Here is a 19,168-nt window from a genome sequence, read left to right on the forward strand (position 1 = left end):
GAGAAAACAATGGACTATCTGCATCAATTCGTCTTCGGGATCTACCCCTACATCGCGCTGGCGATCTTCCTGCTGGGTAGCCTGGTGCGCTTCGAACGCGAGCAATACAGCTGGAAGAGCGAATCCAGTCAGCTGCTGCACCGCGGCAGCCTGCGCCTGGGCAACATCCTGTTCCACGTCGGCATCATCGGCCTGTTTTTCGGCCACGCCGTGGGCCTGCTGACCCCGGTGGCGGTATGGGACGCACTGGGTGTGACCCACAGCTTCAAGCAAGCCTTTGCCATGACCGCTGGCGGCATCATGGGCAGCCTGTGCCTGATCGGCGTGCTGATCCTGCTGGGCCGTCGCCTCGGCAACGAGCGCCTGGCGGCTAACACCACCTGGCGCGACAAGCTGGTACTGCTGTGGATTCTGGCCACGCTGGTCTTGGGCCTGTCCACCATTGCCGTGTCCGCCCGGCATATGGATGGTCACGAAATGGTGCTGCTGATGAGCTGGGCGCAGCACGTGGTGACCTTCCGCGGTGATGCGGCCAGCTTCATCGCCGACGCCTCGCCGCTGTTCAAGGCCCACCTGTTCATGGGCATGAGCCTGTTCGTGATCTTCCCGTTCACCCGCCTGGTGCACGTGTGGAGCGGCTTTGGTGCCGTAGGCTACCTGGGCCGCAGCTGGCAGCTGGTACGCCCGCGCCGCTAGGCTAGGGTGTTATGTCAAAGCAGGCTGGTGTAATCCGGCCTGCTTTTTGCTTTTTCAATATAAAATACCTATAAGTCATCGGGTGGACTATCAATTGATGTTGACATCAGTGTGTAGTCTTGGTGAGTCCTCACTGTCCAGGAGCCTTTCATGCTTTCCAGACTCGGTATCGGCCACAAGCTGCTATTGCTTGTGTTGCCGTTTGGTGGTGCTGCCTGTGTACTGGCGGTAACCCTGTCTTTGCAGCGCTACGAGACAGTTACTGAAATGCGCAGCGCACAAGACCTGGTGGCAGTGGCCACCCAGAGTGCCAACCTGATTGACGGTTTGCAGGCCGAGCGCGGCTTGAGTAATGGTTACCTCAGTGGCCAGGGCCCCTTGCCGGACAAATTGAAAGATGCCAGGCAGAAAACCGACCAGTCGCTGGCCAGCCTGGCCGGCGTGGTCGGCACGCTGCCCGGGGGCGAGCTGGCCGCCAGTAGCCAGCGGGTGGTGAGCGATGTGCAAGGCCTGTTGGCCAAGCGCACGGCGGTAGATAGCCGGGGGGTGGCAGCGGCAGAGGCTTTTGCGGCCTACAGCCAGCAAATCGATGCCCAGCTTGCCCTGCTGGCGGGCCTGGGCCGGGCGACCGACGCTGGCGATGTGATTCGCTACAGCACCAGCTTGTCCAATCTGTTGTGTGTGAAGGAATACGCCGGGCGCGAGCGCGGCTTTGTAAACGGTTTGCTCTCCGGCGGGGCGATACCCTTGGCGGGGCTAGCGCAAGCGACGGCCTTGCAGGCGCGGCAGGACATGTGCGCCAGCCAGCTGCAGCTGCTGTCGCCCGCGCCGGTGCGCGATGCCATGCAGCCTTATCTGCAGTCGGACGCGGCGGCGGTACTGAAGACGCTACGCCAGACCCTGCACGCCACGCCGCCCGGCACGGCAGCCACGCTGGCACCGGAAGCGTGGTTTACCGCAGCGTCGGCCCAGATCGCACAACTGAAAAAGGCGCAGGACGATTTGCTGGCCAGACTGGACACGACGGTGCAGCAGCACCAGGACAGCGCCAGCCGTAGCCTGATGCTGACGCTAGCCAGCTCCGTGGCCCTGCTGACGCTGCTGGTTTTTGGCGGTGGCGCGGTATACCGCAGTATCCGTGGCCCCATTGTGCGGCTATCGGGCCTGATGCAGGACATGAGCCACAATCTTGACCTGGCGGCACGCGCCCGCCTGGAAGGCAGTGACGAGATCGCCGGCATGGGCCAGGCCTTCGACCGGCTGGTGGGGGCTTTTGGCAACACGCTGAAAGATGTGAAATTCAACGCCCACCAGCTGGTCAACGCCTCTGACGCCCTGCAGGCGGTTTCGGCCCGCGCCGCCCATGCGGCCGAGGCACAAAGCACGTCTTCTTCCGGCATCGCTGCCGCCGTCGAGCAAATGACTGTAGGCATTGCTTCTGTCAGTGACAATACGCGCGACAACCTGCAAGTGGTGCAGCAAATGCAGGAGGGGGTAAACGTTGGCCGCAACCGCATGCAGGCTACCGCCGAGGCGATGACACACACCGCCAGCAGCGTGGAAGGGGCAGGGCAGGTGATACAGGACTTGGCCGAGAAATCGCAGAATATCCGCCGCATCATTACCGCCATCCGCGAGATTGCCGACCAGACCAACCTGCTGGCACTGAACGCGGCCATCGAGGCGGCCCGCGCCGGCGAGAGCGGCCGCGGTTTTGCCGTGGTGGCCGACGAGGTACGCAAGCTGGCCGAGCGCACCGGCAAGGAAACAGTAGAAATTGCCAGCCTGATCGAAACCATGACGGCCGGCACCAATGAGGCATCCAGCCGGATGCAACAAGCACATGGCCAGATGAGCGAAGGGCTGCAGCTGGTGCAGGCCAGCCTGGACGAGCTGGGGCGTATTCATGAGGAAGCCGACCTGAGCGCCAGCAAAAGCCAGGACACGGCCGCTGCCATGCAGCAGCAGTCGGCAGCCAGTAACGAGGTGGCAGTCAATGTCAGCCGTATTGCGTCATTGGCGGAAGACAATGCCGCCATCGTGGACGAAGCCGCCCAGCTGGCCAGCCAGCTCAAGCAAACCGCCACCACCCTGGTGGGCTATGTGGACCGCTTCAAGCACACGTCCGGCTAGTGGCTAGCCATCGCCCCCCAAAAAGCGCACTGCCTGCAGTGCGCTTTTGCTTTATGGCTGGCATGCCGCATGAGCCTGGCTGTCCGGGTGGATGGCTGCGGATTTTCTTATTTTGTCTCAAGGAAAGTGGCCTGGCTGCGCATTACGATCGGGTCACTTTTACCGACACAGGAAGCCGGATCATGCAAGACACGCAGCAGCCCAATCATTTTGTCTTTGATGCCCGTGGCGTGGCCAAGCGTTTTCGCCATGCCGCCATTTTCGGTGCGCTGGAACAACTGCATCGCGGCGAAGTGATGCGCTTCATTAATGACCACGAGCCCTTGCCACTGCTGCAGCAAATCAGCCAGCGCTATCAGCACCAGGTACAGATCGTGGCCGTATCGCAGCAGCCGGGCGAAGTGGTATTCGACTTTTCCGTCTTTCCGGCCGGCGCCGACGAGGATGAGGCCACACCGCCAGCATCGGGCGGCAGTTGTGGCGGCGGTGGTGGCGGCTGCGGCTGCAGCGGGGGCTAAGCCATGCGGCCAACCTTGAGTGTGCAGCCGGCTGCCGGCGGGCGTGGCAGCCTTGGCCCGCAAGCCGCCACGCCGGCAGCGCCGCTTAGCCTGCGGGCACGGCTGGACGGTATGCCGCACAGGGCGTTTTTTCTGGCCGGTGTGCTGGCCGCGCTTAGCCAGGGCCTGTGGTGGGCGCTGGCCTGGCTGCTGGCACCGCAGCAAGCCTACGCCGCGGTGCCGGTGCACGGGCTGATGACGCCGCTGGCGGTGTTTCCGCTGTTCATGCAGGGCTTTGTGTTTACTGCAGGCCCGCGCTGGCTCAACGTGGCCGACGGTACGCCCAAGCGTGGCAATCTGTTGCAGGCAGCGCTGGCGCTGGCCGGCATCTGGCTGGCGTTGGCCGGTTTCATGCTGGGCGGTGCCTGGCCGCTGCCCGGTTTGCTGCTGATGGCAGGGCAGTGGGGCGGCAGCTGCTGGCGCTGGGCAAGCATTTGCCGCCGCAGCCAGGTGGCCGACCGCCAGCACAGCGTGGCAGTTCTGCTGGCCATGCTGGGCGGGCTGGTAGCGATGTTGGCCGCGTGCGGCTGGGTGGCCGGCGGCAACGACGCCTGGTGGGGTATGGCGCGCCAGGCGCTGTTCTGGTGTTTTTTGCTGCCGGTGTTCCTGGCTGTGGCGCACCGCATGCTGCCGTTCTTTACCCAGGCGGCCTTGCCTGCGCATGCGCCGTGGCGGCCTGCGCGTTTGTTGCACGGCTGGCTGGCCGGCTGCGTGTTGCTGGCTGCGGCCAACCTGGCTGGCTGGCAGCAGGCAGAGGCAGTGCTGGCACTGCTGATGGCCGCTAGCCTGGCGTACACCAGTGCCCGCTGGGGTCTCTACGCCAGCTTGCAAAACCGTCTGCTGGCCATGCTGCATTTCAGCTTTGTGTGGCTGGTGCCGGCGTTGTTGCTGCAAGCGGCGGCTGCGCTGGGCTGGGCAGTGGGCGCCGCACCGGTGCACGCGCTGGGGCTGGGCTTTGCCGGCACCATGCTGATGGCTTTTGTCACCCGCGTCAGCCTGGGGCACAGCGGCCGGCCGCTGCAAGCCGATAACGGTTTTGTGGCGCTGTACCTGTCATTGCACGCAGTGGCGCTGTGGCGCGTCGGCCTGGCTGTGGCCGGTAGCCACACTGGCTGGCTGGCACTGGCGTCACTGGCCTGGCTGGCGGTATTGCTGGCGTGGGCCGCGCGTGTGGTGCCGATGTACCTGCAGCCACGGCTGGATGGCAAGGCCGGTTAAGGCTTGCGTAGTGTCACCAGCCAGAACGCCACGCATGCGCTGCGTGGCGTTTTTGCCGCATGGCTAGCAGCGGCTTGGCTGCACATGGGGATGCGGCCAACCCTGGCTAGGGTTTGTCCAGGCCGTGTTCTACCGCGTATACGGCAGCCTGTACCCGGCTGCTGATGCCCAGTTTGCGCAGGATGTTCTGCACGTGCACCTTCACCGTGCTTTCGGCCAGGTCCAGCGCGCGGGCGATTTCCTTGTTGCTGATGCCGCGGGCGAGGTGGCTCAGCGTTTCGCGCTCGCGCGGGGTCAGGCTGTCCAGCTCGCTGTGACGCGGTGCCGCCACCGGTGCCCGTAGCCGGGCCACCAGTTTGGCGGTCATTTCCGGCGACAGCACGCTGTCGCCGTCCACGGCACGGCGGATGCTGTCCAGCAGGAAGTCGGCATTGATGTTCTTCAGCAGGTAGCCACGGGCGCCGGTTTTCATGCACTCGGCCAGGTCTTCGCCGTCTTCGGACACGGTCAGCATCAGTACGGCCAGACCGGGCTGGCCCACCAGCATCTGCGCCAGCGCGTCGCGGCCGTTCATCACCGGCATGTCCAGGTCCAGCAGCACGATATCGGGTTGCAGCTGGGTGGCCTGTTTGACGCCTTCCAGGCCGTCGGCGGCTTCGCCGATCACTTCCAGGTCGGCCTGGCGTTGCAGCAGCGCCTTCAGGCCACTGCGGAACAGGGTGTGGTCGTCAACCAGCAGGATGCGGAGCGGGGTAGTCATGCAGCTTGTCTTTCGGTACGGGGCAGGGTGAGCGTGACAACGGTGCCACTGCCGGCCCGGGGGCTAATGTGGATACTGGCGCGGATGCGGGCAGCGCGTTCCTGCATGATGGACAGGCCGACGTGGCGGGCCTTGCGTGCCTGTACTTGCGCGTCGTCAAAGCCGCAGCCGTCGTCGGCGATGGTCATCACGAAATCGTCCTCGTTGCTGATATTCAGCTCCACCCGTTGCGCCTGGGCGTGCTTGCGCACATTGGACAGCGCTTCTTGCAGGATGAAGATCACTTGCAACTGCTGTTCCGGTATCAGCGGCAGGCCGTTGCCGCTGATGCGGCATTGCGTCAGTACCCGTGCCTGCGTTTCGAAACGCTGCAGCAGGGTATGTACCGCCTCCGGAAAATCCTGCTTGCTGATGCGGGTGCGGAAGTTCAGCAGCAGCTCGCGCACGTCTTCGTAGCACTCTTGCACGCCGGCCTGGATAAAGGCCAGGTTTTCGCGCGCCTGCGGGTTGATGTCGGCCGGCAGCGCGCTTTCCAGCATCTGCACTTGCAGGTTCAGGAACGATAGCGACTGCGCAATGCTGTCGTGCAGGCCTTGCGCCATCAGGTTGCGCTCTTCCGATACGGCAAACTGGCGGTCGCGGGCGGCCAGGCGCTGGTTCTCGATGGCCACGCCCAGGTGGTTGCCCAGCGTTTCGATCAGGTGCTGTTGTGGCTGCGGCAGGCGGGTGGCATGGCGGAAATACAGCGTGAAGATGCCTACATTTTGCTGTTTGGCGCGGATATGGAAGATGGCCACGCTGGCAAAGCCGGCCTGCTGGCAGTGTTTTTCCGCGTCGCCGGGGCGGCTGCTGAACAGGCGCACGATGGCTTGCGGCTGCTCTACGGCGTCACCGCAGTAGCAGCCTTCGATGTGCTGGCAGTCGTCCGCCTGCTGCAAGGGTTCGGGCAGGCCCACCTGGGCCACCGGCTCCAGCCGGCCGCGCTTGCTGTCCACCAGCCGGATGCTGCCGGCGTCGGCGCCACTGAGCAGCATCAGCTGGCGGATGAAGCCTTCGGCCATGTCGGCCAGCTCGTGCGCTTCGTGCAGGTAGGCGGTGACACCATACAGCGCGGTGAGCTGGCGGTTTTTCTCGTCCAGCGAGCGTGTCTTGTCGCGTACCTTGTCTTCCAGCGTGGTGTAGGCCTCTTGCAGGCGGCTGGCCATCTGGTTGAAACCGTGCGAGATGTCGGCCAGCTCGTCGTTGCCCACCACCGGAATGCGCGTGGCCAGCTCGCCGTCGCGCAGCTTGACGATGCCTTCTCCCAGCGTGTTCAGCGGGCGGATGATCAGCAGGAACAGCAAATACATCATGGTAATGGCGCCGATGATGGCCATCGCCATCAGTGCCATCTGGAACAGCCGCAGCAGCGTGGTGTTGTTGGCGTTGTCTTCTTCCACCAGCCGCACCAGCAGGTCGATTTTCTCGACAAAGCCGCTGATATCCAGCACCGGCATGGTGGGGCCGGACAGTTGGCCGCGCCGCGCCTGCTCCAGCATGGGCAGTACCTGGCGCTGCCATTGCTGCAGGATTAGCGCAGCTTGCTGGCGCACGGCGGCGTTGTCGGGCAGGAACAGCGGCCGCGCCGGGTCGCCGCGCTGCAAGCGCGCCATGGTGTCGGCAAACAGCCGCTCTTCACGGGTGATGGTGGCAGCGTCGGCGCCTTCGCTCACCATCAGTGCCACACGGTAGCTGCGCATGCGCAGGCTGCCGGCGTCGTTGATGGCGGCCGCGCCGCCTTCCAGCTTCCACGACAGCACCAGCGTATAGCCGATGGACGTCATGGCCAGCAGCAGCCAGACGATGGTGAGGCCCAGCAGCTTGCCGGACAGGCTGCGCATGGCCTCGGGGGTAGAAAAATGCATGGCGGACACGGGCAGGGGGGCGATGCTTCACCTTAATGCGCTTTGCCGGGTGGGGCAATCCGCCAAAAGGAGGAGGCGCCCGCCACGCGGCCAGCCCGGCCAGGCTCAGTCGCCCTGCTGCGCCAGCGGGCAGACTAGCGGTACAAAGCGGTGGCTGTCGGCGTCCAGCCCCCAGAGTGCGCCTTCGTGCATGTCGAAATACCAGCCGTCCAGCAGCAGCTGCCCCGCCTTCACGCGGTCGGCCAGCCACGGGTAGCCCAACAGGTTGTTCAGCGATACCAGGATGGCGGCCTGTTCGCACTGGCGCGCCTGCACCGCAGCGCTGTCGCCGGTGTGGTGGCGGTAGGTCAGCTCGCGCGCCGGCTCGGCAATGGCCAGCCAGCGGGTGAGGGCGCTATCGCGCGGGGTGCTGCGCCGCAGCAGGGCCTGGATGCCGCCGCAGCCGGAATGCCCCATCACGATGATGCGGCCAACGTTGAGGTTCAGCACGGCAAACTCCAGCGCTGCGGCTACGCTGGCGTGTTCGTTGTGCGGGCTGTACGGCGGCACCAGGTTGGCCACATTGCGTATCACGAACATTTCGCCCGGCTGGCTGCCCATCAGTGCCGGCGGGTGCACGCGCGAATCGCAGCAGGCAATCACCAGCGTTACCGGGTGCTGGCCCTGGCACAGGCTGGCGTACACCGGGTTGCTTGCGGAAAAGTACTGTTGCTGGAAGCGGCGAAAGCCCTGCAGTAGCGGGTCGTCCAGTGCCATGCTCAGCCCCCGGTCATCGACATGAAGCGCACCACGTGGGTGGGGGCTTCGTTGAAAGTGTGCTGCTGCGGCTTCAGCTCGATGGCGGCGCGGATGGCGGCCTCCAGCTCGGCGTCGCTACAGCCGGCGCGCAGTAGCGGGCGCAGCTCGAAGCGTTCTTCCTGCCCCAGGCACAGGTACAGCGTGCCGTCCACCGACAGCCGCACGCGGTTGCAGCTGGCACAGAAATGCTGCGACAGCGGCGTGATCAGCCCCAGCGTGAACTGGCCGTCGGCGCTTTCCCAGTAGCGGGCCGGGCCGCCGCCCAGCGTCTTGCACGTTGGCCGCAGGCCAAAGCGTTGCTGCAGGCGGGCCAGTACCGGTTGCAGCGCCACGCCGCGCGTCTGCTGGCCGGTGCTGCCCATCGGCATGGCTTCGATCAGGCGCAGGATCAAACCGTGGTCGATGCAATAAGCCACCATCGGTTCGATGTCGGCCTCGTTGACGCCGGCCAGCGGCACCATATTGATCTTGATGCTGCCAAATCCGGCGTCGCGGGCGGCTTGCAGCCCGTCCAGCACCTGCTGCAGGCAGTGGCTGCCGGTAATGCCGTGCACACAGTCGTCACGCAGCGAATCCAGGCTCACGTTCAGCCGGCGCACACCGGCGGCGTGCAAGGCACCCGCCTGGCTGGCCAGCTGGGTGCCGTTAGTGGTCAGCGACAGGTCGTCCACGCCGGGCAGCGCGGCCAGCCTGGCGGCCAGCTGCGGCAGGTGGCGGCGTAGCAGCGGCTCGCCGCCGGTAAGGCGGTAGCGGCGGGTACCCAGGCGGGCAAACACCGCCACCACGCGTTCGATTTCGTCGAAGGTCAGCCAGTTGGCCGGCTCCTCGAAGCCCTTGAAGCCTTTGGGCAGGCAGTAGGTGCAGCGCAGGTCGCAGCGGTCGGTGACCGAGATGCGCAGGTAGTCCACGCTGCGCCCGAAACGGTCGCTCAGCATGACGGGTCCTTTCAAATGCCTACAGGAAACGCAGCGGCTGGCCGGCGCGGTTGAACGCCAGGTAGCGCGCTACGTCGCCACCGGTCTGGATGGTCTGGATCATGCGCTTGAGCGGGCCGTCGGCAGTAGCGCTGCCGCTGTCGTCTACGGCGGCCACGAACACCACTTCCCAGCGTGGGTCCAGCGCGTCGGCATCGTGTTGCAGGCGGTCGAAATCGGTCAGCTCGGCGGGGGTCTTGTCCACGCACAGCACCGGTTGCAGGATGCCGCCTTCGCCGGCGGCAAAGCGCTCGGCTTCGGCCGGCTGGTGGTCGTCGTGCAGGCGGCACTGGCAAAAGGCAAACAGCAGGCGTTGCGGCGCGGCCTGCTGGCGGGCGGCCTGCAGCAGGCCGTTGAAGTCGTGGATGGCAGTCATGTCGGCTTCCTCGGGAGGTTTGCCGGCAGTGTAGGCGGCGGCCACACGTTTGCCGATACGCTGTCGGCAGGGGTGGGCTACGCCGAAAGAGCTAGGCGGGCCGCTGCCGCGTGCGCCAAAGCTTGATCCGTATCATTCAGCTGCCCGCCAGCGGCGACGCATACTGCGCCATCTTTACTTTGCGGAGTGCCCGCCATGTTTGCAGCCAGTCTGGTGCCATTTTTCCCACCTCTGCGGGAGGCACACCATGTCGCCGCGTGACTTGCGAGACCTGCGCGGCCTGACGCCGCCGCAACCGCTGGAAATCATCCTGGCCGAGGTGGATGCCGCCGGCCCCGGCCAGCAGCTGGCCTATATACTGCCGCATTTTCCGGCGCCGCTGCTGCCTTTGCTGCAGCAACAGGGGGTAGCAGTAGACAGCCAGATGCTGCCCGATTTTAGCGGCGTACGGCTCACGCTGATGCTGCCCGGCAGCCAAGAGGCAGGCGCATGAAGCGGCGCTTCCCCTTGCTGCCGGCGCACCCGGAGCGCGTGTGCTGGGGCTGCGACAAGTACTGCGCCGCGCACGATCTGCAGTGCGGCAATGGGAGCGGCCGCACCCAGCACCCGGTAGAAATGCTGGGGGATGACTGGTATCTGCAAGGTGACTGGGGCTTTAGCGACGACGAGCTGGCCGCCATGCCCGCGCCGCGGCAGCCGCGCTAGCACCGTTGCGCCTCCCCCAAACGGACGATGGCGCCGGTGGCGGTGCCTGCGCTAGGCTGCCGCTTTGTCTTGCGGGGCCTCATCATGAGCCATATCGACGTGACTGCCTTTTTGCAGCACCAGCCTTTGTTCCAGCAGCTGTCACCGGTGCAGCGCGCCGCACTGGTGCCGGGTACCCGCGAGGTGCGCGGCCAGAAGGGGCAGGTGATTTTCCAGAAGGGCGACCCCTGCGATGGCATGTACGTGGTGGTGTTCGGCAAGGTCAAGCTGGCGCTGACGGCGCAGAACGGCCAGGAAAAGGTGATGGAGATACTGCACCCCGGGCAGAGCTTTGCCGAGGCGGTGATGTTTCTGAACCGGCCGTGCCCGGTGATGGCACAGTTTCTGGAAGACGGCTTGCTGCTGCATGTCAGCGCCGACGTCATCATGGGCGCGCTGGCCAGCGACCCCGGTTTTGCCCGCAGCATGCTGGCCGGCTTGTCGCTGCGCCTGCACAGCATGGTGCGTGACGTAGAACGCTACTCGGTGGAAAGCTCGCGCCAGCGCGTGGCCAGCTATCTGCTGCAGCAGGCGCCGGCGCAGACCGACGGCACCGTGGTGCACCTGCCGGTGAACAAGAACCTGATCGCTTCTCGCCTCAATCTCACCCCGGAAACCTTCTCGCGCATGCTGCACCAGCTGGCAGACGAAGGGCTGGTCGACGTGCAGGGCCGCGACATCGTGTTGTGCAATGTGGCCGGCCTGCAGCAGGACGGCCACGCCTGAGCAGGGGCCGGCGCTAGCTGCTGCGCAGGCTGAACGCGTCAAAGCGGGCGGCGGTATCGGCCAGCAGCGCCGAGCCGGGCCAGCCGGGCGGCGCTGCCTGCCAGTGGGCAGTGCCCCCCGGTGGTGGCCGCAGCAGCTGCCAGTGGTAGTGCCGCACGCCGCGTCCGGCCAGCCAGGCACTCATCATCTGTAGTGTGTGTGGCGTGTGCCATTGCGGGTGGATGCTGCTGCGGCATTCAAACGCCACGCCGCTGGCTTGCAGCAGCGACAGGCTGTGCTGCACGCGCTGGCCGCTGCCGGGCACGCCGGTAAGCGCCGCGTAGTGTGGTGGCAGCGTCTTGATGTCCAGCCCTACCCAGTCCAGCAGCGGCAGCGCTGCGGCCAACCTGTGCGGGTGGCTGCCGCCGGTGTGCAGGCCGGTGGCAAAGCCCATGGCGCGCACTTGTTGTAAAAGCTGCGGCAAGGCTGGCTCCTGCAACGGTTCGCCACCGGAAAACACCACGCCATCCAGCAGGCCGCGCCGCTGCGTGATCCAGGCCAGAAAGCGTGGCCAGTGCGCGCTGCCGGCCTGCCGCGCCAGCAGGTGCGGGTTGTGGCAATAGCCGCAGCGCCACGGGCAGCCGGCCAGAAACACTACCGCGCACAGCCGCCCCGGCCAGTCGCAGGCCGAAAACGGCTGCCAGCCGCCCAGCCGCGCGCTAGCGGCGTCCGGGTTCGTCGAAGTGGCGGCGTTCATCGAATTCGCCTTGTTTGCCGGTGTTGAACGAGGCTACCGGGCGATGGTAGCCCATCACGCGGGTCCAGATTTCGCAGCGGGTGCGTTCGTTGTCGTCCAGTGGCGGGCGGGTGTCAGGGGTAGGGTTGGTCATGCGATGGCTCCTTCAGGGTTGGCCGCAGCGGCGGTCTGGCGCGCCAGCAGTTCGGCGTCGCAGCGCGGGCAGAATTCGTGGCGGCCGGACAGATAGCCGTGTTGCGGGCAGATGGAAAACGTGGGGGTGATGGTGATGTAGGGCAGGCGGAAGTTTTGCAGCGCCCGCCGTACCAGCTGGCGGCAGGCGTCGGCGCTGGACACCGCCTCGGTCATGTACAGATGCAGCACGGTGCCGCCGGTATAGCGCGATTGCAGCGCCTCCTGGTGCGCCAGCGCGGCAAACGGGTCGTCGGTGTGGCCTACCGGCAGCTGGCTGGAGTTGGTGTAGTACGGCTTGTCGGCGCTGCCGGCCTGCAATATGCCGGGGTAGCGCTTGCGGTCTTCGCGGGCAAAGCGGTAGGTGGTGCCTTCGGCCGGTGTGGCTTCCAGGTTGTACAGGTGGCCGGTGTGGTGCTGGATGGCCACGATGCGCTGGCGGATATGGTCCAGGTAGCGGCAGGCAAAGGCGTGGCCGCTGTCGCTGCTGATGTCGTCTTGCCCGGCGCTGAAATTGCGGATCATCTCGTTGATGCCGTTTACCCCCAGCGTGGAAAAGTGGTTGCGCAGGCTGCCCAGGTAATGCCTGGTGTACGGGTACAGCCCGGCGTCGATGTGCTGTTGCACCACGCGGCGGCGCGCTTCCAGCACCTCGCTGCCCAGCGCCAGCAGGCGGTCGGTGGCAGCCAGCAGCGCGGCCTCGTCGCCGGCGTGCAGGTAACCCAGCCGTGCGCAGTTGATGGTCACCACGCCAACCGAGCCGGTTTGCTCGGCGCTGCCGAACAGGCCGTTGCCGCGCTTGGCCAGCTCGCGCAGGTCCAGCTGCAGGCGGCAGCACATGCTGCGCACCATGTGCGGCTGCAGGTCGGAGTTCACGAAGTTCTGGAAATAGGGCAGGCCGTACTTGGCGGTCATGGCAAACAGCTGCTCGGTGTTGGCGCCGTACCAGTCAAAATCGCGGGTGATGTTGTAGGTGGGGATGGGGAAGGTAAACGCGCGGCCACGGGCGTCGCCGGCCAGCATCACTTCGATGAAGGCGCGGTTGATCATGGCCATCTCGGCGGCGCAGTCGCCGTAGCAAAACGGCATTTCCTCGCCGCCGATCACCGGAACCTGCTCGCGCAGGTCGTCGGGGCAGACCCAGTCGAAGGTGAGGTTGGTGAACGGTGTTTGCGTGCCCCAGCGGCTGGGGACGTTCAGGTTGTATACCAGCTCCTGCAGGCATTGCCGCACCTGCGGGTAGCCCAGCCCGTCCTTGCGGATGAACGGTGCCAGGTAGGTATCGAACGAGCTGAACGCCTGCGCGCCGGCCCACTCGTTTTGCAGCGTGCCCAGAAAGTTGACGATCTGGCCGCAGGCGCTGGACAGGTGCCGTGGCGGCGCCGATTCCACCTTGCCGCCCACGCCGGAAAACCCCAGCTGCAGCAGCGTGCGCAGCGACCAGCCGGCGCAGTAGCCGGACAACATGTCCAGGTCGTGGATGTGCAGGTCGCCGTGGCGGTGGGCCTGTGCGGCGTCGGCGCTGAACACGGCATTCAGCCAGTATTCGGCGCTGAGCTTACCGGCCATATTGAGGATCATGCCGCCCAGGCTGTAGCCCTGGTTGGCGTTGGCCTGTACCCGCCAGTCGGCGCGGCTCAGGTATTCCCGCACGGTGCTCACGGCGTCCACGTGGCCGGCGGCGAGGGGTGTCGAGTGCATTTTTCCTACCTGCTGAAGTGATTTGTTTTCAATATATAGTTAAATTTTTATCGACAGCCACCAGATGTTGTTTTCTTGATCGCCGTCAAGCGTGCCCGTGCCGCAGGGCTGGCTGCCCGAAAGCCTTGATATGAAGCAAGGCTACGCAGCCCTTGCGCCGCGTAAGGTCGCCCGCTCTTGAACGGAGGGTTACACCATGCAGCTACCAGAGCTGGTCTGTCCGGCCGGCAACCTGCCGGCCCTGAAGGCCGCCGTGGATCACGGCGCCGACTGCGTTTACCTGGGCTTGAACAACGACACCAACGCCCGCCACTTCGCCGGGCTCAACTTTGACGCCGCCAGTGCCCGCGAAGGCCTGCGCTACGCCCGCCAGCGCGGGGTAAAGGTGCTGCTGGCCATCAATACCTTTGCCCAGGCCGGCGAAGAAGCCCGCTGGCGCGCTGCGGTGGACGAGGCGGCAGAGCTGGCGGTAGATGCAGTGATCCTGGCCGATTTCGGCCTGCTCGATTACGCCAGCCAGCGCCACCCGCAGCTGCGCCTGCATCTGTCGGTGCAAGGCTCGGCCAGCAATCATGAAGCCATCAACCTGGCGCAACGGGCATTTGGCGTGCAGCGCGCGGTGCTGCCGCGCGTGCTCAGCCTGGAGCAGGTGGCGCAGGTGATGGCCGGCACCACGGTGGAAATCGAGGTGTTCGGCTTTGGCAGCCTGTGCGTGATGGCCGAAGGGCGCTGTCACCTGTCCAGCTACGCTACCGGCGAGTCGCCCAATACCCACGGTGTGTGCTCGCCGGCCCGCCACGTACGCTGGTTGCCACACGCCAACGGTACCGAGGCACGGCTTAACGGGGTGCTGATCGACGATTTTGCCCACCACGAGCCGCGTGGCTACCCCACGCTGTGCAAGGGGCGTTTTCACGTGGGCGACAGCCTGGGCTACGCGCTGGAAGAGCCCACCAGCCTTAATGTGCTGCCCTTGCTGCCAAGGCTGATCGGCATGGGCGTGGCGGCCATCAAGGTAGAAGGGCGGCAACGCAGCCCGGCCTACGTGGCGCAGGTAACGCGCACGCTGCGCCAGGCGCTGGACGAGGCGCGCCGGCCCGGCTGGCAGCCGCCAGCCGCGCTGATGCAGCAACTGGGCCGGGTTTCCGAAGGACAACAAGTGACACTGGGGGCGTACAGCAGACCATGGAAGTAAGCCGACACACCGCATTACCGCTGCAATTGGCCATCGGCCCCTTGCTGTATTTCTGGCCGCGCGACGAGGTGATGCGCTTTTATGCCGACGTGGCCGGCTGGCCGGTGGACCGCGTCTATCTGGGCGAAGTGGTGTGCTCGCGCCGCCAGCAGCTACGGGTGGACGACTGGCTGGGTCTGGCCGCCGACCTGCAGGCCGCCGGCAAGCAGGCGGTGCTGTCCAGCCAGGGCCTGCTGGAGAGCGAATCCGACCTCAAACGCCTGCGCCGGCTGCTGGACGGCGCCGGGGTGCTGGTGGAGGCCAACGATACCGGCGCCGTCGGCCTGCTGCAGCAACGCGGGCTGCCGTTTGTGGCCGGCCCGCACCTCAACATTTACAACGCCGCCACGCTGGCGCTGTACCAGCGCTGGGGGGCGCAGCGCTGGGTGCCGCCGCTGGAAATGCCGGCGCAGCGGGTGCAGGCCATTACCGGCGCCTTGCCGCAGCTGGATACCGAAGTGTTTGCCTGGGGGCGGATGCCGCTGGCGTTCTCGTCGCGCTGTTTCACCGCCCGCCACGCAGGGCTGAACAAGGATAGCTGCGAATTCCGTTGCCTGGCGCACCCGGACGGCATGGCGCTGCGCACCCGCGAGCAGCAGGGCTTCCTGCAGATCAACGGCACCCAGACGCAATCGGCCGCTTGCCACAGCCTGCTGGACGAGCTGCACACCCTGCCGGCGCTGGGGGTGACAGCCATCCGCCTCAGCCCGCACAGCCGGCACTTTGGCGCGGTGGTGCAATGGGCCGCCACCCGTCTGCGCGGCGAGCCGGCCGGCGAAGCGCTGGCCGGCCTGGCGCCGGCCCCATTGGTCAACGGGTTCTGGCATGGCCAGCCCGGTATGCAACAGAACGGAGCACACCATGACTGCCATTGACCCCCGCCTGGGCAAGCTGGCCGCACGCCTGCTGCGGGCCTGCCCCGATGCGGCCGCCAGCCAGGTGCTGGCGCGGGCACTGAACCTGATGGGCTGGCGCGGCCTGATTCCGCTGGCCGACCCCATGCTGCAGCAGCGCACCTTTCTGATCGGGGTGCGCGACGCCGGGCTGGCGTTGTCGCTGCGCCACGACGGCCGCGCTTTTCGCGCCTGCGCAGCGGTGGCGGCGCCGGATTTCTTCCTGCACGCCGACCTGGCCGACCACCTGGCGCTGTTGCGGCGGCAGGAAGACCCGGACACGCTGTTTTTCCAGCGCCGCATTGATATCGGCGGCGATACCGAGCTGGGCTTGTGGGTGAAAAACGTGCTGGACAGCATCGATTGGCGGTCACAGCTGGGTTTGTTTTGATGTACAGACGTGACGGCAGGGGGGCGTCAGGCTTGGCCGGCATGTCGGTGGCGCTGGCGGCTCAGGGTGCCTGCCCGCATAGCTGTGCAAAGCCCTGCAGTGCCAGCCGGGCACTGTCCTGGCTGTCCAGCAGCTGGTGGTCGTGATGGGCGCTTTGTATCAGGCCGAACAGCATGAACGCCAGCAGCGGAATATTGCTGTCTGCAGCCAGCTCGCCGGCGTCTTGCGCGTCTTGTAGCAGGCGCTGCAGCGTGTCGCGCTGCCAGCGTTGGCCTGCCACTAGCGCGTCGCGTATGGCGCCGGGCTGGTCGTCAAACTCGTAGGCGGCAGCCAGCAGCGGGCAGCCGCCGGGCGTGTTGCCGGCGTACAGGCGCAGCACCCAGGCGTGGAAGAGCGCACGCAGACGCATCATGCCACGCGGCTGGGCAAAGGCAGGCTTCACTACTTCTTCCACAAACTGCGCTTGCGCTGCCTGTACTACTGCCAGCTGCAGCGCTTCCTTGCTGCCAAAGTGGGCAAATAGCCCGCTTTTGGATAGCCCGCTCTGTTCGGCCAGGCTGCCGATGGTGAGCCGGCTGATGCCGATCTGGCTGGCGCTACGCACCGCCTGTTGCAGAATGGCTTCGCGGGTAAGGGCTTTTTTGCTCATGGGTGTTTGCCTGCGTGCTGTTTATGTGCAAAATAGCACGATCGTTCTTTTTTGAGTGAGTGTCATGCACCCGTTTACCAAAGTAGTAGAAGTGCGCTGGTCCGACATCGACGCCAACCAGCACATGCGCCACAACGCTTACGCCGACCTGTGCACGCACACCCGCATGGAGTGGTTGGCCGCAGCCGGTTTTGGCATGGCGGCGTTCATGGCGCACGGCTTCGGCCCGGTGCTGTTTCGCGAGAGTACCGAATACCGCCGCGAGGTGCACCTGGGCGAGCGTATCACCATCGATGTGCAGATTGCAGCCGCCAGCCCGGATAATAGCCGCTGGAAGATCCGCCAGCAGCTATTCAAACCCGACGGCAAGCTGGCCGCTATCTACGAAGTGGCCGGCGCGTGGATGGACCTGCGCGAGCGCAAGCTGATACCGCCGCCCGCCGCGCTGGCCGCCATTCTGGCAGATTTGCCGCGCTGTGCCGATTTCGAGGCGCTGCCGCAACCCGAGCACAAATAAGGAGCTTGCCATGCAGCTAGCCGCATCGATAGTTACCGCTTTGGTTGCCGCCATTCACCTGTATATCCTGGTGCTGGAGATGTTTCTGTGGACCAAGCCGGCAGGGCGCCGTGCCTTTGGCCTGACGCCGGAGTTTGCCCAGGCCAGCCGGGTGCTGGCGGCCAACCAGGGGCTGTATAACGGCTTTCTGGCGGCGGGGCTGGTGTGGAGCCTGTTGCCGGGGGCACCGGCCGGCGTGGCGGTGTTCTTTCTGTGCTGCGTGCTGCTAGCCGGGGTCTATGGTGCGGCCACGGCCAGCCGCAAGATATTGTTTGTCCAGGCCTTGCCCGCTGCGCTGGCGCTGCTGCTGCACGCGCTGGCCTGACGCGGGCCCCTAAACCCTGCCGCTGGCGGGGTTGCCAGCCGGCGTGCCAGCGGTAATGCTGTGCGGCCAACCTTGTCGGAGCCTGCCATGTCTGCCGTGTTGCAAAACCTGTTAAAGCTGTGCGATACCCCGCGCGATAACGCGCTGCTGCGCTTTGGTATTGCCAATGAATACGCCAAAGCACAAGACTGGCCGGCCGCTGCGCTGCAGGCGCGCGAGGCACTGGCGCGGCAGGGCGATTTTTCGGCCGCGTGGAAGCTGCTGGGCAAGGCACTGGCAGCAGGTGGCGACGCAGCCGCCGCCTTGGCCGCCTACCGCGAGGGCATCGCGGTGGCGCAGGCGCGTGGTGACTTGCAGGCGGTAAAAGAGATGACAGTATTTGCGCGCCGTATCGAGAAACAGTTGGCCGCAGACGGGCAGGGCGCTGGCTAGCTGCTGCGTTTGAGCTGGCGCATGGCTTGCTCCAGCCCCTCCAGCGTGAGCGGGTACATGCGGTTTTGCATCAGCTGGCCCACCATGCCGATGGACTGGGTGTACTCCCACGCTTCCTGTGGCATGGGGTTGAGCCAGACGGCGTGCTTGAATTGCTGCAGCAGGCGGCGCAGCCAGACCTCGCCCGGCTCCGGGTTCATATGTTCCACGCTGCCGCCTTTGAGGATGATCTCGTACGGGCTCATGCTGGCGTCGCCGACAAAAATCAGCTTGTAGTCCTGGCCGTAGGTGTGGATCAGGTCCCAGGTGGCGGTTTTGGCGGTGTGGCGGCGTGCGTTGTCCTGCCACACGCTTTCGTACACGCAGTTGTGGAAGTAGTAGTAATCCAGGTGCTTGAATTCGCTGCGCACGGCGGAAAACAGCTCTTCGCACACGCGGATGTGGTCGTCCATGGAGCCGCCCACGTCGAACAGCACCAGCACCTTCACCGCATTGTGCAGCTCGGGCACCATCTGCAGGTCCAGCAGGCCGGCATTGCGCGCGGTGGCGGCGATGGTGGCGGGCAGGTCCAGCACCTCGGGTGCGCCGTCACGGGCGAATTCGCGCAGGCGGCGCAGCGCTACCTTGATATTGCGCGTGCCCAGCGCCACGCTGTCGTCAAAATTGCGGAACTCGCGCTGATCCCACACTTTTACCGCGCGGCGGTGGCGTGACTCGTGCTGGCCGATGCGTATGCCTTCCGGGTTGTAGCCATAGGCGCCAAACGGGCTGGTGCCACCGGTGCCTATCCACTTATTGCCGCCCTGGTGGCGTTCGTGCTGCTCTTGCAGCCGCTGGCGCAGCGTGTCCATCAGCTTGTCCCAGCCCATGGCCTGCAGCTGCTGCTTTTCTTCCTCGCTCAGGTACTTTTCTACTTGCTTGCGCAGCCAGTCTTCCGGAATGGCGGTTTGCAGGTCGTCCAGGCTGGTTTCGATACCGTGCGCGTACTGGGCAAACACGCGGTCGAAGCGGTCGTAGTACTTTTCATCCTTTACCAGGATGGTGCGCGACAGGTGGTAAAACGCCTCCACGCTGGCAAATGCCAGCTTCTGCTGCAGCGCTTCCAGCAGGGTAAGGTGTTCTTTCAGGCTTACCGGCAGGCCGGCCTCGCGCAGGGCGTAGAAAAAATCGAGCAACATGGCGATAAAAGATATG

23 protein-coding genes are annotated in these 19,168 nt (G+C 65.5%); 13 read left to right on the plus strand and 10 right to left on the minus strand.

All coding sequences use genetic code 11. The features are described 5' to 3' along the window. Window positions 1-9: 9 nt before the first annotated feature. The 4 genes from narI to PQU95_RS05555 all read left to right on the plus strand — a co-directional run bounded on the left by narI (window position 10) and on the right by PQU95_RS05555 (window position 4,604). Complete coding sequence (narI, locus tag PQU95_RS05540) at window positions 10-696, plus strand: respiratory nitrate reductase subunit gamma (RefSeq protein WP_272751070.1); 687 nt, start codon at window positions 10-12, stop codon at window positions 694-696. A gap of 150 nt (window positions 697-846) precedes the next feature. Next, window positions 847-2,829, plus strand: a complete 1,983-nt coding sequence (locus tag PQU95_RS05545; protein ID WP_272751072.1) for a methyl-accepting chemotaxis protein — start codon at window positions 847-849, stop codon at window positions 2,827-2,829. 182 nt (window positions 2,830-3,011) lie between these two features. Next, window positions 3,012-3,347 carry a DUF2249 domain-containing protein gene (locus PQU95_RS05550; protein ID WP_272751073.1) on the plus strand — a complete coding sequence of 112 codons (336 nt, stop codon included), beginning with the start codon at window positions 3,012-3,014 and terminating at the stop codon, window positions 3,345-3,347. Between the two features lie 3 nt (window positions 3,348-3,350). Further along, window positions 3,351-4,604 carry an NnrS family protein gene (locus tag PQU95_RS05555; RefSeq protein ID WP_272751074.1) on the plus strand — a complete coding sequence of 418 codons (1,254 nt, stop codon included), beginning with the start codon at window positions 3,351-3,353 and terminating at the stop codon, window positions 4,602-4,604. 106 nt (window positions 4,605-4,710) lie between these two features. Here PQU95_RS05555 and PQU95_RS05560 read toward each other — a convergent pair whose 3' ends face one another. The 5 genes from PQU95_RS05560 to PQU95_RS05580 all read right to left on the minus strand — a co-directional run bounded on the left by PQU95_RS05560 (window position 4,711) and on the right by PQU95_RS05580 (window position 9,416). Beyond that, window positions 4,711-5,364, minus strand: a complete 654-nt coding sequence (locus tag PQU95_RS05560; protein ID WP_272751075.1) for a response regulator — start codon at window positions 5,362-5,364, stop codon at window positions 4,711-4,713. Beyond that, window positions 5,361-7,268 (minus strand): type IV pili methyl-accepting chemotaxis transducer N-terminal domain-containing protein, encoded by a 1,908-nt coding sequence (locus PQU95_RS05565; protein WP_272751076.1) that lies wholly within the window; start codon window positions 7,266-7,268, stop codon window positions 5,361-5,363. Before PQU95_RS05565 ends, PQU95_RS05560 begins: the two co-directional genes overlap by 4 nt. Before the next feature lie 105 nt (window positions 7,269-7,373). After that, on the minus strand, window positions 7,374-8,024 hold the full coding sequence (locus PQU95_RS05570) for a carbonic anhydrase (RefSeq protein WP_272751077.1): 651 nt from the start codon (window positions 8,022-8,024) through the stop codon (window positions 7,374-7,376). A gap of 2 nt (window positions 8,025-8,026) precedes the next feature. Then, entirely contained in the window at window positions 8,027-9,001 is a 975-nt protein-coding gene (gene moaA, locus PQU95_RS05575) for a GTP 3',8-cyclase MoaA (RefSeq protein ID WP_272751078.1), read from the minus strand. 19 nt (window positions 9,002-9,020) lie between these two features. Then, window positions 9,021-9,416, minus strand: coding sequence for a ribonucleotide reductase subunit alpha (locus PQU95_RS05580; protein ID WP_272751079.1), 396 nt, complete (start codon window positions 9,414-9,416; stop codon window positions 9,021-9,023). Between the two features lie 247 nt (window positions 9,417-9,663). On the opposite strand from PQU95_RS05580, the gene PQU95_RS05585 reads away from it, so the two are divergent. The 3 genes from PQU95_RS05585 (at window position 9,664) to PQU95_RS05595 (ending at window position 10,886) form a co-directional block, all read left to right on the plus strand. Next, entirely contained in the window at window positions 9,664-9,909 is a 246-nt protein-coding gene (locus PQU95_RS05585; protein ID WP_272751080.1) for a DUF2249 domain-containing protein, read from the plus strand. Further along, a complete protein-coding gene (locus PQU95_RS05590) occupies window positions 9,906-10,121 on the plus strand; it encodes a DUF3079 domain-containing protein (protein ID WP_272751081.1) in 216 nt (71 codons plus the stop codon). The genes PQU95_RS05585 and PQU95_RS05590 overlap by 4 nt, the downstream gene beginning before the upstream one ends. Window positions 10,122-10,205: 84 nt before the next feature. Next, a complete protein-coding gene (locus PQU95_RS05595) occupies window positions 10,206-10,886 on the plus strand; it encodes a Crp/Fnr family transcriptional regulator (protein ID WP_272751082.1) in 681 nt (226 codons plus the stop codon). Window positions 10,887-10,899: 13 nt separating this feature from the next. On the opposite strand, the gene PQU95_RS05600 is transcribed toward PQU95_RS05595, so the two are convergent. The 3 genes from PQU95_RS05600 to PQU95_RS05610 are packed head-to-tail and all read right to left on the minus strand — an operon-like array spanning window position 10,900 to window position 13,494. After that, window positions 10,900-11,622, minus strand: a complete 723-nt coding sequence (locus PQU95_RS05600) for an anaerobic ribonucleoside-triphosphate reductase activating protein (protein WP_272751083.1) — start codon at window positions 11,620-11,622, stop codon at window positions 10,900-10,902. Next, a complete protein-coding gene (gene nrdD, locus PQU95_RS05605) occupies window positions 11,585-11,755 on the minus strand; it encodes an anaerobic ribonucleoside-triphosphate reductase (protein WP_272751084.1) in 171 nt (56 codons plus the stop codon). Before nrdD ends, PQU95_RS05600 begins: the two co-directional genes overlap by 38 nt. Then, a complete protein-coding gene (locus PQU95_RS05610; RefSeq protein ID WP_272751085.1) occupies window positions 11,752-13,494 on the minus strand; it encodes a ribonucleoside triphosphate reductase in 1,743 nt (580 codons plus the stop codon). Before PQU95_RS05610 ends, nrdD begins: the two co-directional genes overlap by 4 nt. Before the next feature lie 196 nt (window positions 13,495-13,690). Here PQU95_RS05610 and ubiU point away from each other — a divergent pair, with 196 nt between their 5' ends. From ubiU to ubiT, 3 genes are read left to right on the plus strand one after another with little or no spacing between them, the layout of a single operon-like run. Further along, window positions 13,691-14,689: a ubiquinone anaerobic biosynthesis protein UbiU gene (gene ubiU, locus PQU95_RS05615; protein WP_272751086.1), complete on the plus strand. Its 999-nt coding sequence runs from the start codon at window positions 13,691-13,693 to the stop codon at window positions 14,687-14,689. Continuing rightward, window positions 14,680-15,603: a ubiquinone anaerobic biosynthesis protein UbiV gene (gene ubiV, locus PQU95_RS05620; protein ID WP_272751087.1), complete on the plus strand. Its 924-nt coding sequence runs from the start codon at window positions 14,680-14,682 to the stop codon at window positions 15,601-15,603. The genes ubiU and ubiV overlap by 10 nt, the downstream gene beginning before the upstream one ends. After that, window positions 15,590-16,012 (plus strand): ubiquinone anaerobic biosynthesis accessory factor UbiT, encoded by a 423-nt coding sequence (gene ubiT, locus PQU95_RS05625; protein ID WP_272751088.1) that lies wholly within the window; start codon window positions 15,590-15,592, stop codon window positions 16,010-16,012. The genes ubiV and ubiT overlap by 14 nt, the downstream gene beginning before the upstream one ends. Before the next feature lie 61 nt (window positions 16,013-16,073). On the opposite strand, the gene PQU95_RS05630 is transcribed toward ubiT, so the two are convergent. Continuing rightward, the gene (locus PQU95_RS05630; RefSeq protein WP_272751089.1) at window positions 16,074-16,661 is read right to left on the minus strand and encodes a TetR/AcrR family transcriptional regulator; all 588 of its coding nucleotides are present in this window, start codon (window positions 16,659-16,661) and stop codon (window positions 16,074-16,076) included. Between the two features lie 64 nt (window positions 16,662-16,725). Between PQU95_RS05630 and PQU95_RS05635 the strand changes: the two genes are divergently transcribed. The 3 genes from PQU95_RS05635 to PQU95_RS05645 all read left to right on the plus strand — a co-directional run bounded on the left by PQU95_RS05635 (window position 16,726) and on the right by PQU95_RS05645 (window position 17,974). Next, window positions 16,726-17,178 carry an acyl-CoA thioesterase gene (locus PQU95_RS05635; RefSeq protein WP_272751090.1) on the plus strand — a complete coding sequence of 151 codons (453 nt, stop codon included), beginning with the start codon at window positions 16,726-16,728 and terminating at the stop codon, window positions 17,176-17,178. A gap of 10 nt (window positions 17,179-17,188) precedes the next feature. Further along, window positions 17,189-17,542: a DUF1304 domain-containing protein gene (locus tag PQU95_RS05640; protein ID WP_272751091.1), complete on the plus strand. Its 354-nt coding sequence runs from the start codon at window positions 17,189-17,191 to the stop codon at window positions 17,540-17,542. An 87-nt stretch (window positions 17,543-17,629) separates the two neighbouring features. Then, a complete protein-coding gene (locus PQU95_RS05645; protein WP_272751092.1) occupies window positions 17,630-17,974 on the plus strand; it encodes a hypothetical protein in 345 nt (114 codons plus the stop codon). Here the strand turns inward: PQU95_RS05645 and PQU95_RS05650 are convergent. Next, a complete protein-coding gene (locus PQU95_RS05650; RefSeq protein ID WP_272751093.1) occupies window positions 17,971-19,152 on the minus strand; it encodes a vWA domain-containing protein in 1,182 nt (393 codons plus the stop codon). The genes PQU95_RS05645 and PQU95_RS05650 overlap by 4 nt on opposite strands. Window positions 19,153-19,168 lie beyond the last annotated feature (16 nt).

The sequence above is a fragment of the Vogesella aquatica genome, from assembly GCF_028548455.1.
GTDB lineage: Bacteria > Pseudomonadota > Gammaproteobacteria > Burkholderiales > Chromobacteriaceae > Vogesella > Vogesella aquatica.

Bases quoted from the DNA above. Each gene is read 5' to 3' on its own strand.
- PQU95_RS05640 (WP_272751091.1), top strand. From the start codon at position 17,189: ATGCAGCTAGCCGCATCGATAGTTACCGCTTTGGTTGCCGCCATTCAC.
- ubiU (WP_272751086.1), top strand. From the start codon at position 13,691: ATGCAGCTACCAGAGCTGGTCTGTCCGGCCGGCAACCTGCCGGCCCTG.
- PQU95_RS05545 (WP_272751072.1), top strand. From the start codon at position 847: ATGCTTTCCAGACTCGGTATCGGCCACAAGCTGCTATTGCTTGTGTTG.
- narI (WP_272751070.1), top strand. From the start codon at position 10: ATGGACTATCTGCATCAATTCGTCTTCGGGATCTACCCCTACATCGCG.
- PQU95_RS05635 (WP_272751090.1), top strand. From the start codon at position 16,726: ATGCACCCGTTTACCAAAGTAGTAGAAGTGCGCTGGTCCGACATCGAC.
- PQU95_RS05600 (WP_272751083.1), bottom strand. From the start codon at position 11,622: ATGAACGCCGCCACTTCGACGAACCCGGACGCCGCTAGCGCGCGGCTG.
- PQU95_RS05560 (WP_272751075.1), bottom strand. From the start codon at position 5,364: ATGACTACCCCGCTCCGCATCCTGCTGGTTGACGACCACACCCTGTTC.
- moaA (WP_272751078.1), bottom strand. From the start codon at position 9,001: ATGCTGAGCGACCGTTTCGGGCGCAGCGTGGACTACCTGCGCATCTCG.
- nrdD (WP_272751084.1), bottom strand. From the start codon at position 11,755: ATGACCAACCCTACCCCTGACACCCGCCCGCCACTGGACGACAACGAA.
- ubiV (WP_272751087.1), top strand. From the start codon at position 14,680: ATGGAAGTAAGCCGACACACCGCATTACCGCTGCAATTGGCCATCGGC.
- PQU95_RS05610 (WP_272751085.1), bottom strand. From the start codon at position 13,494: ATGCACTCGACACCCCTCGCCGCCGGCCACGTGGACGCCGTGAGCACC.
- PQU95_RS05590 (WP_272751081.1), top strand. From the start codon at position 9,906: ATGAAGCGGCGCTTCCCCTTGCTGCCGGCGCACCCGGAGCGCGTGTGC.
- PQU95_RS05645 (WP_272751092.1), top strand. From the start codon at position 17,630: ATGTCTGCCGTGTTGCAAAACCTGTTAAAGCTGTGCGATACCCCGCGC.
- PQU95_RS05570 (WP_272751077.1), bottom strand. From the start codon at position 8,024: ATGGCACTGGACGACCCGCTACTGCAGGGCTTTCGCCGCTTCCAGCAA.
- PQU95_RS05650 (WP_272751093.1), bottom strand. From the start codon at position 19,152: ATGTTGCTCGATTTTTTCTACGCCCTGCGCGAGGCCGGCCTGCCGGTA.
- ubiT (WP_272751088.1), top strand. From the start codon at position 15,590: ATGACTGCCATTGACCCCCGCCTGGGCAAGCTGGCCGCACGCCTGCTG.
- PQU95_RS05595 (WP_272751082.1), top strand. From the start codon at position 10,206: ATGAGCCATATCGACGTGACTGCCTTTTTGCAGCACCAGCCTTTGTTC.
- PQU95_RS05580 (WP_272751079.1), bottom strand. From the start codon at position 9,416: ATGACTGCCATCCACGACTTCAACGGCCTGCTGCAGGCCGCCCGCCAG.
- PQU95_RS05585 (WP_272751080.1), top strand. From the start codon at position 9,664: ATGTCGCCGCGTGACTTGCGAGACCTGCGCGGCCTGACGCCGCCGCAA.
- PQU95_RS05550 (WP_272751073.1), top strand. From the start codon at position 3,012: ATGCAAGACACGCAGCAGCCCAATCATTTTGTCTTTGATGCCCGTGGC.
- PQU95_RS05565 (WP_272751076.1), bottom strand. From the start codon at position 7,268: ATGCATTTTTCTACCCCCGAGGCCATGCGCAGCCTGTCCGGCAAGCTG.
- PQU95_RS05555 (WP_272751074.1), top strand. From the start codon at position 3,351: ATGCGGCCAACCTTGAGTGTGCAGCCGGCTGCCGGCGGGCGTGGCAGC.
- PQU95_RS05630 (WP_272751089.1), bottom strand. From the start codon at position 16,661: ATGAGCAAAAAAGCCCTTACCCGCGAAGCCATTCTGCAACAGGCGGTG.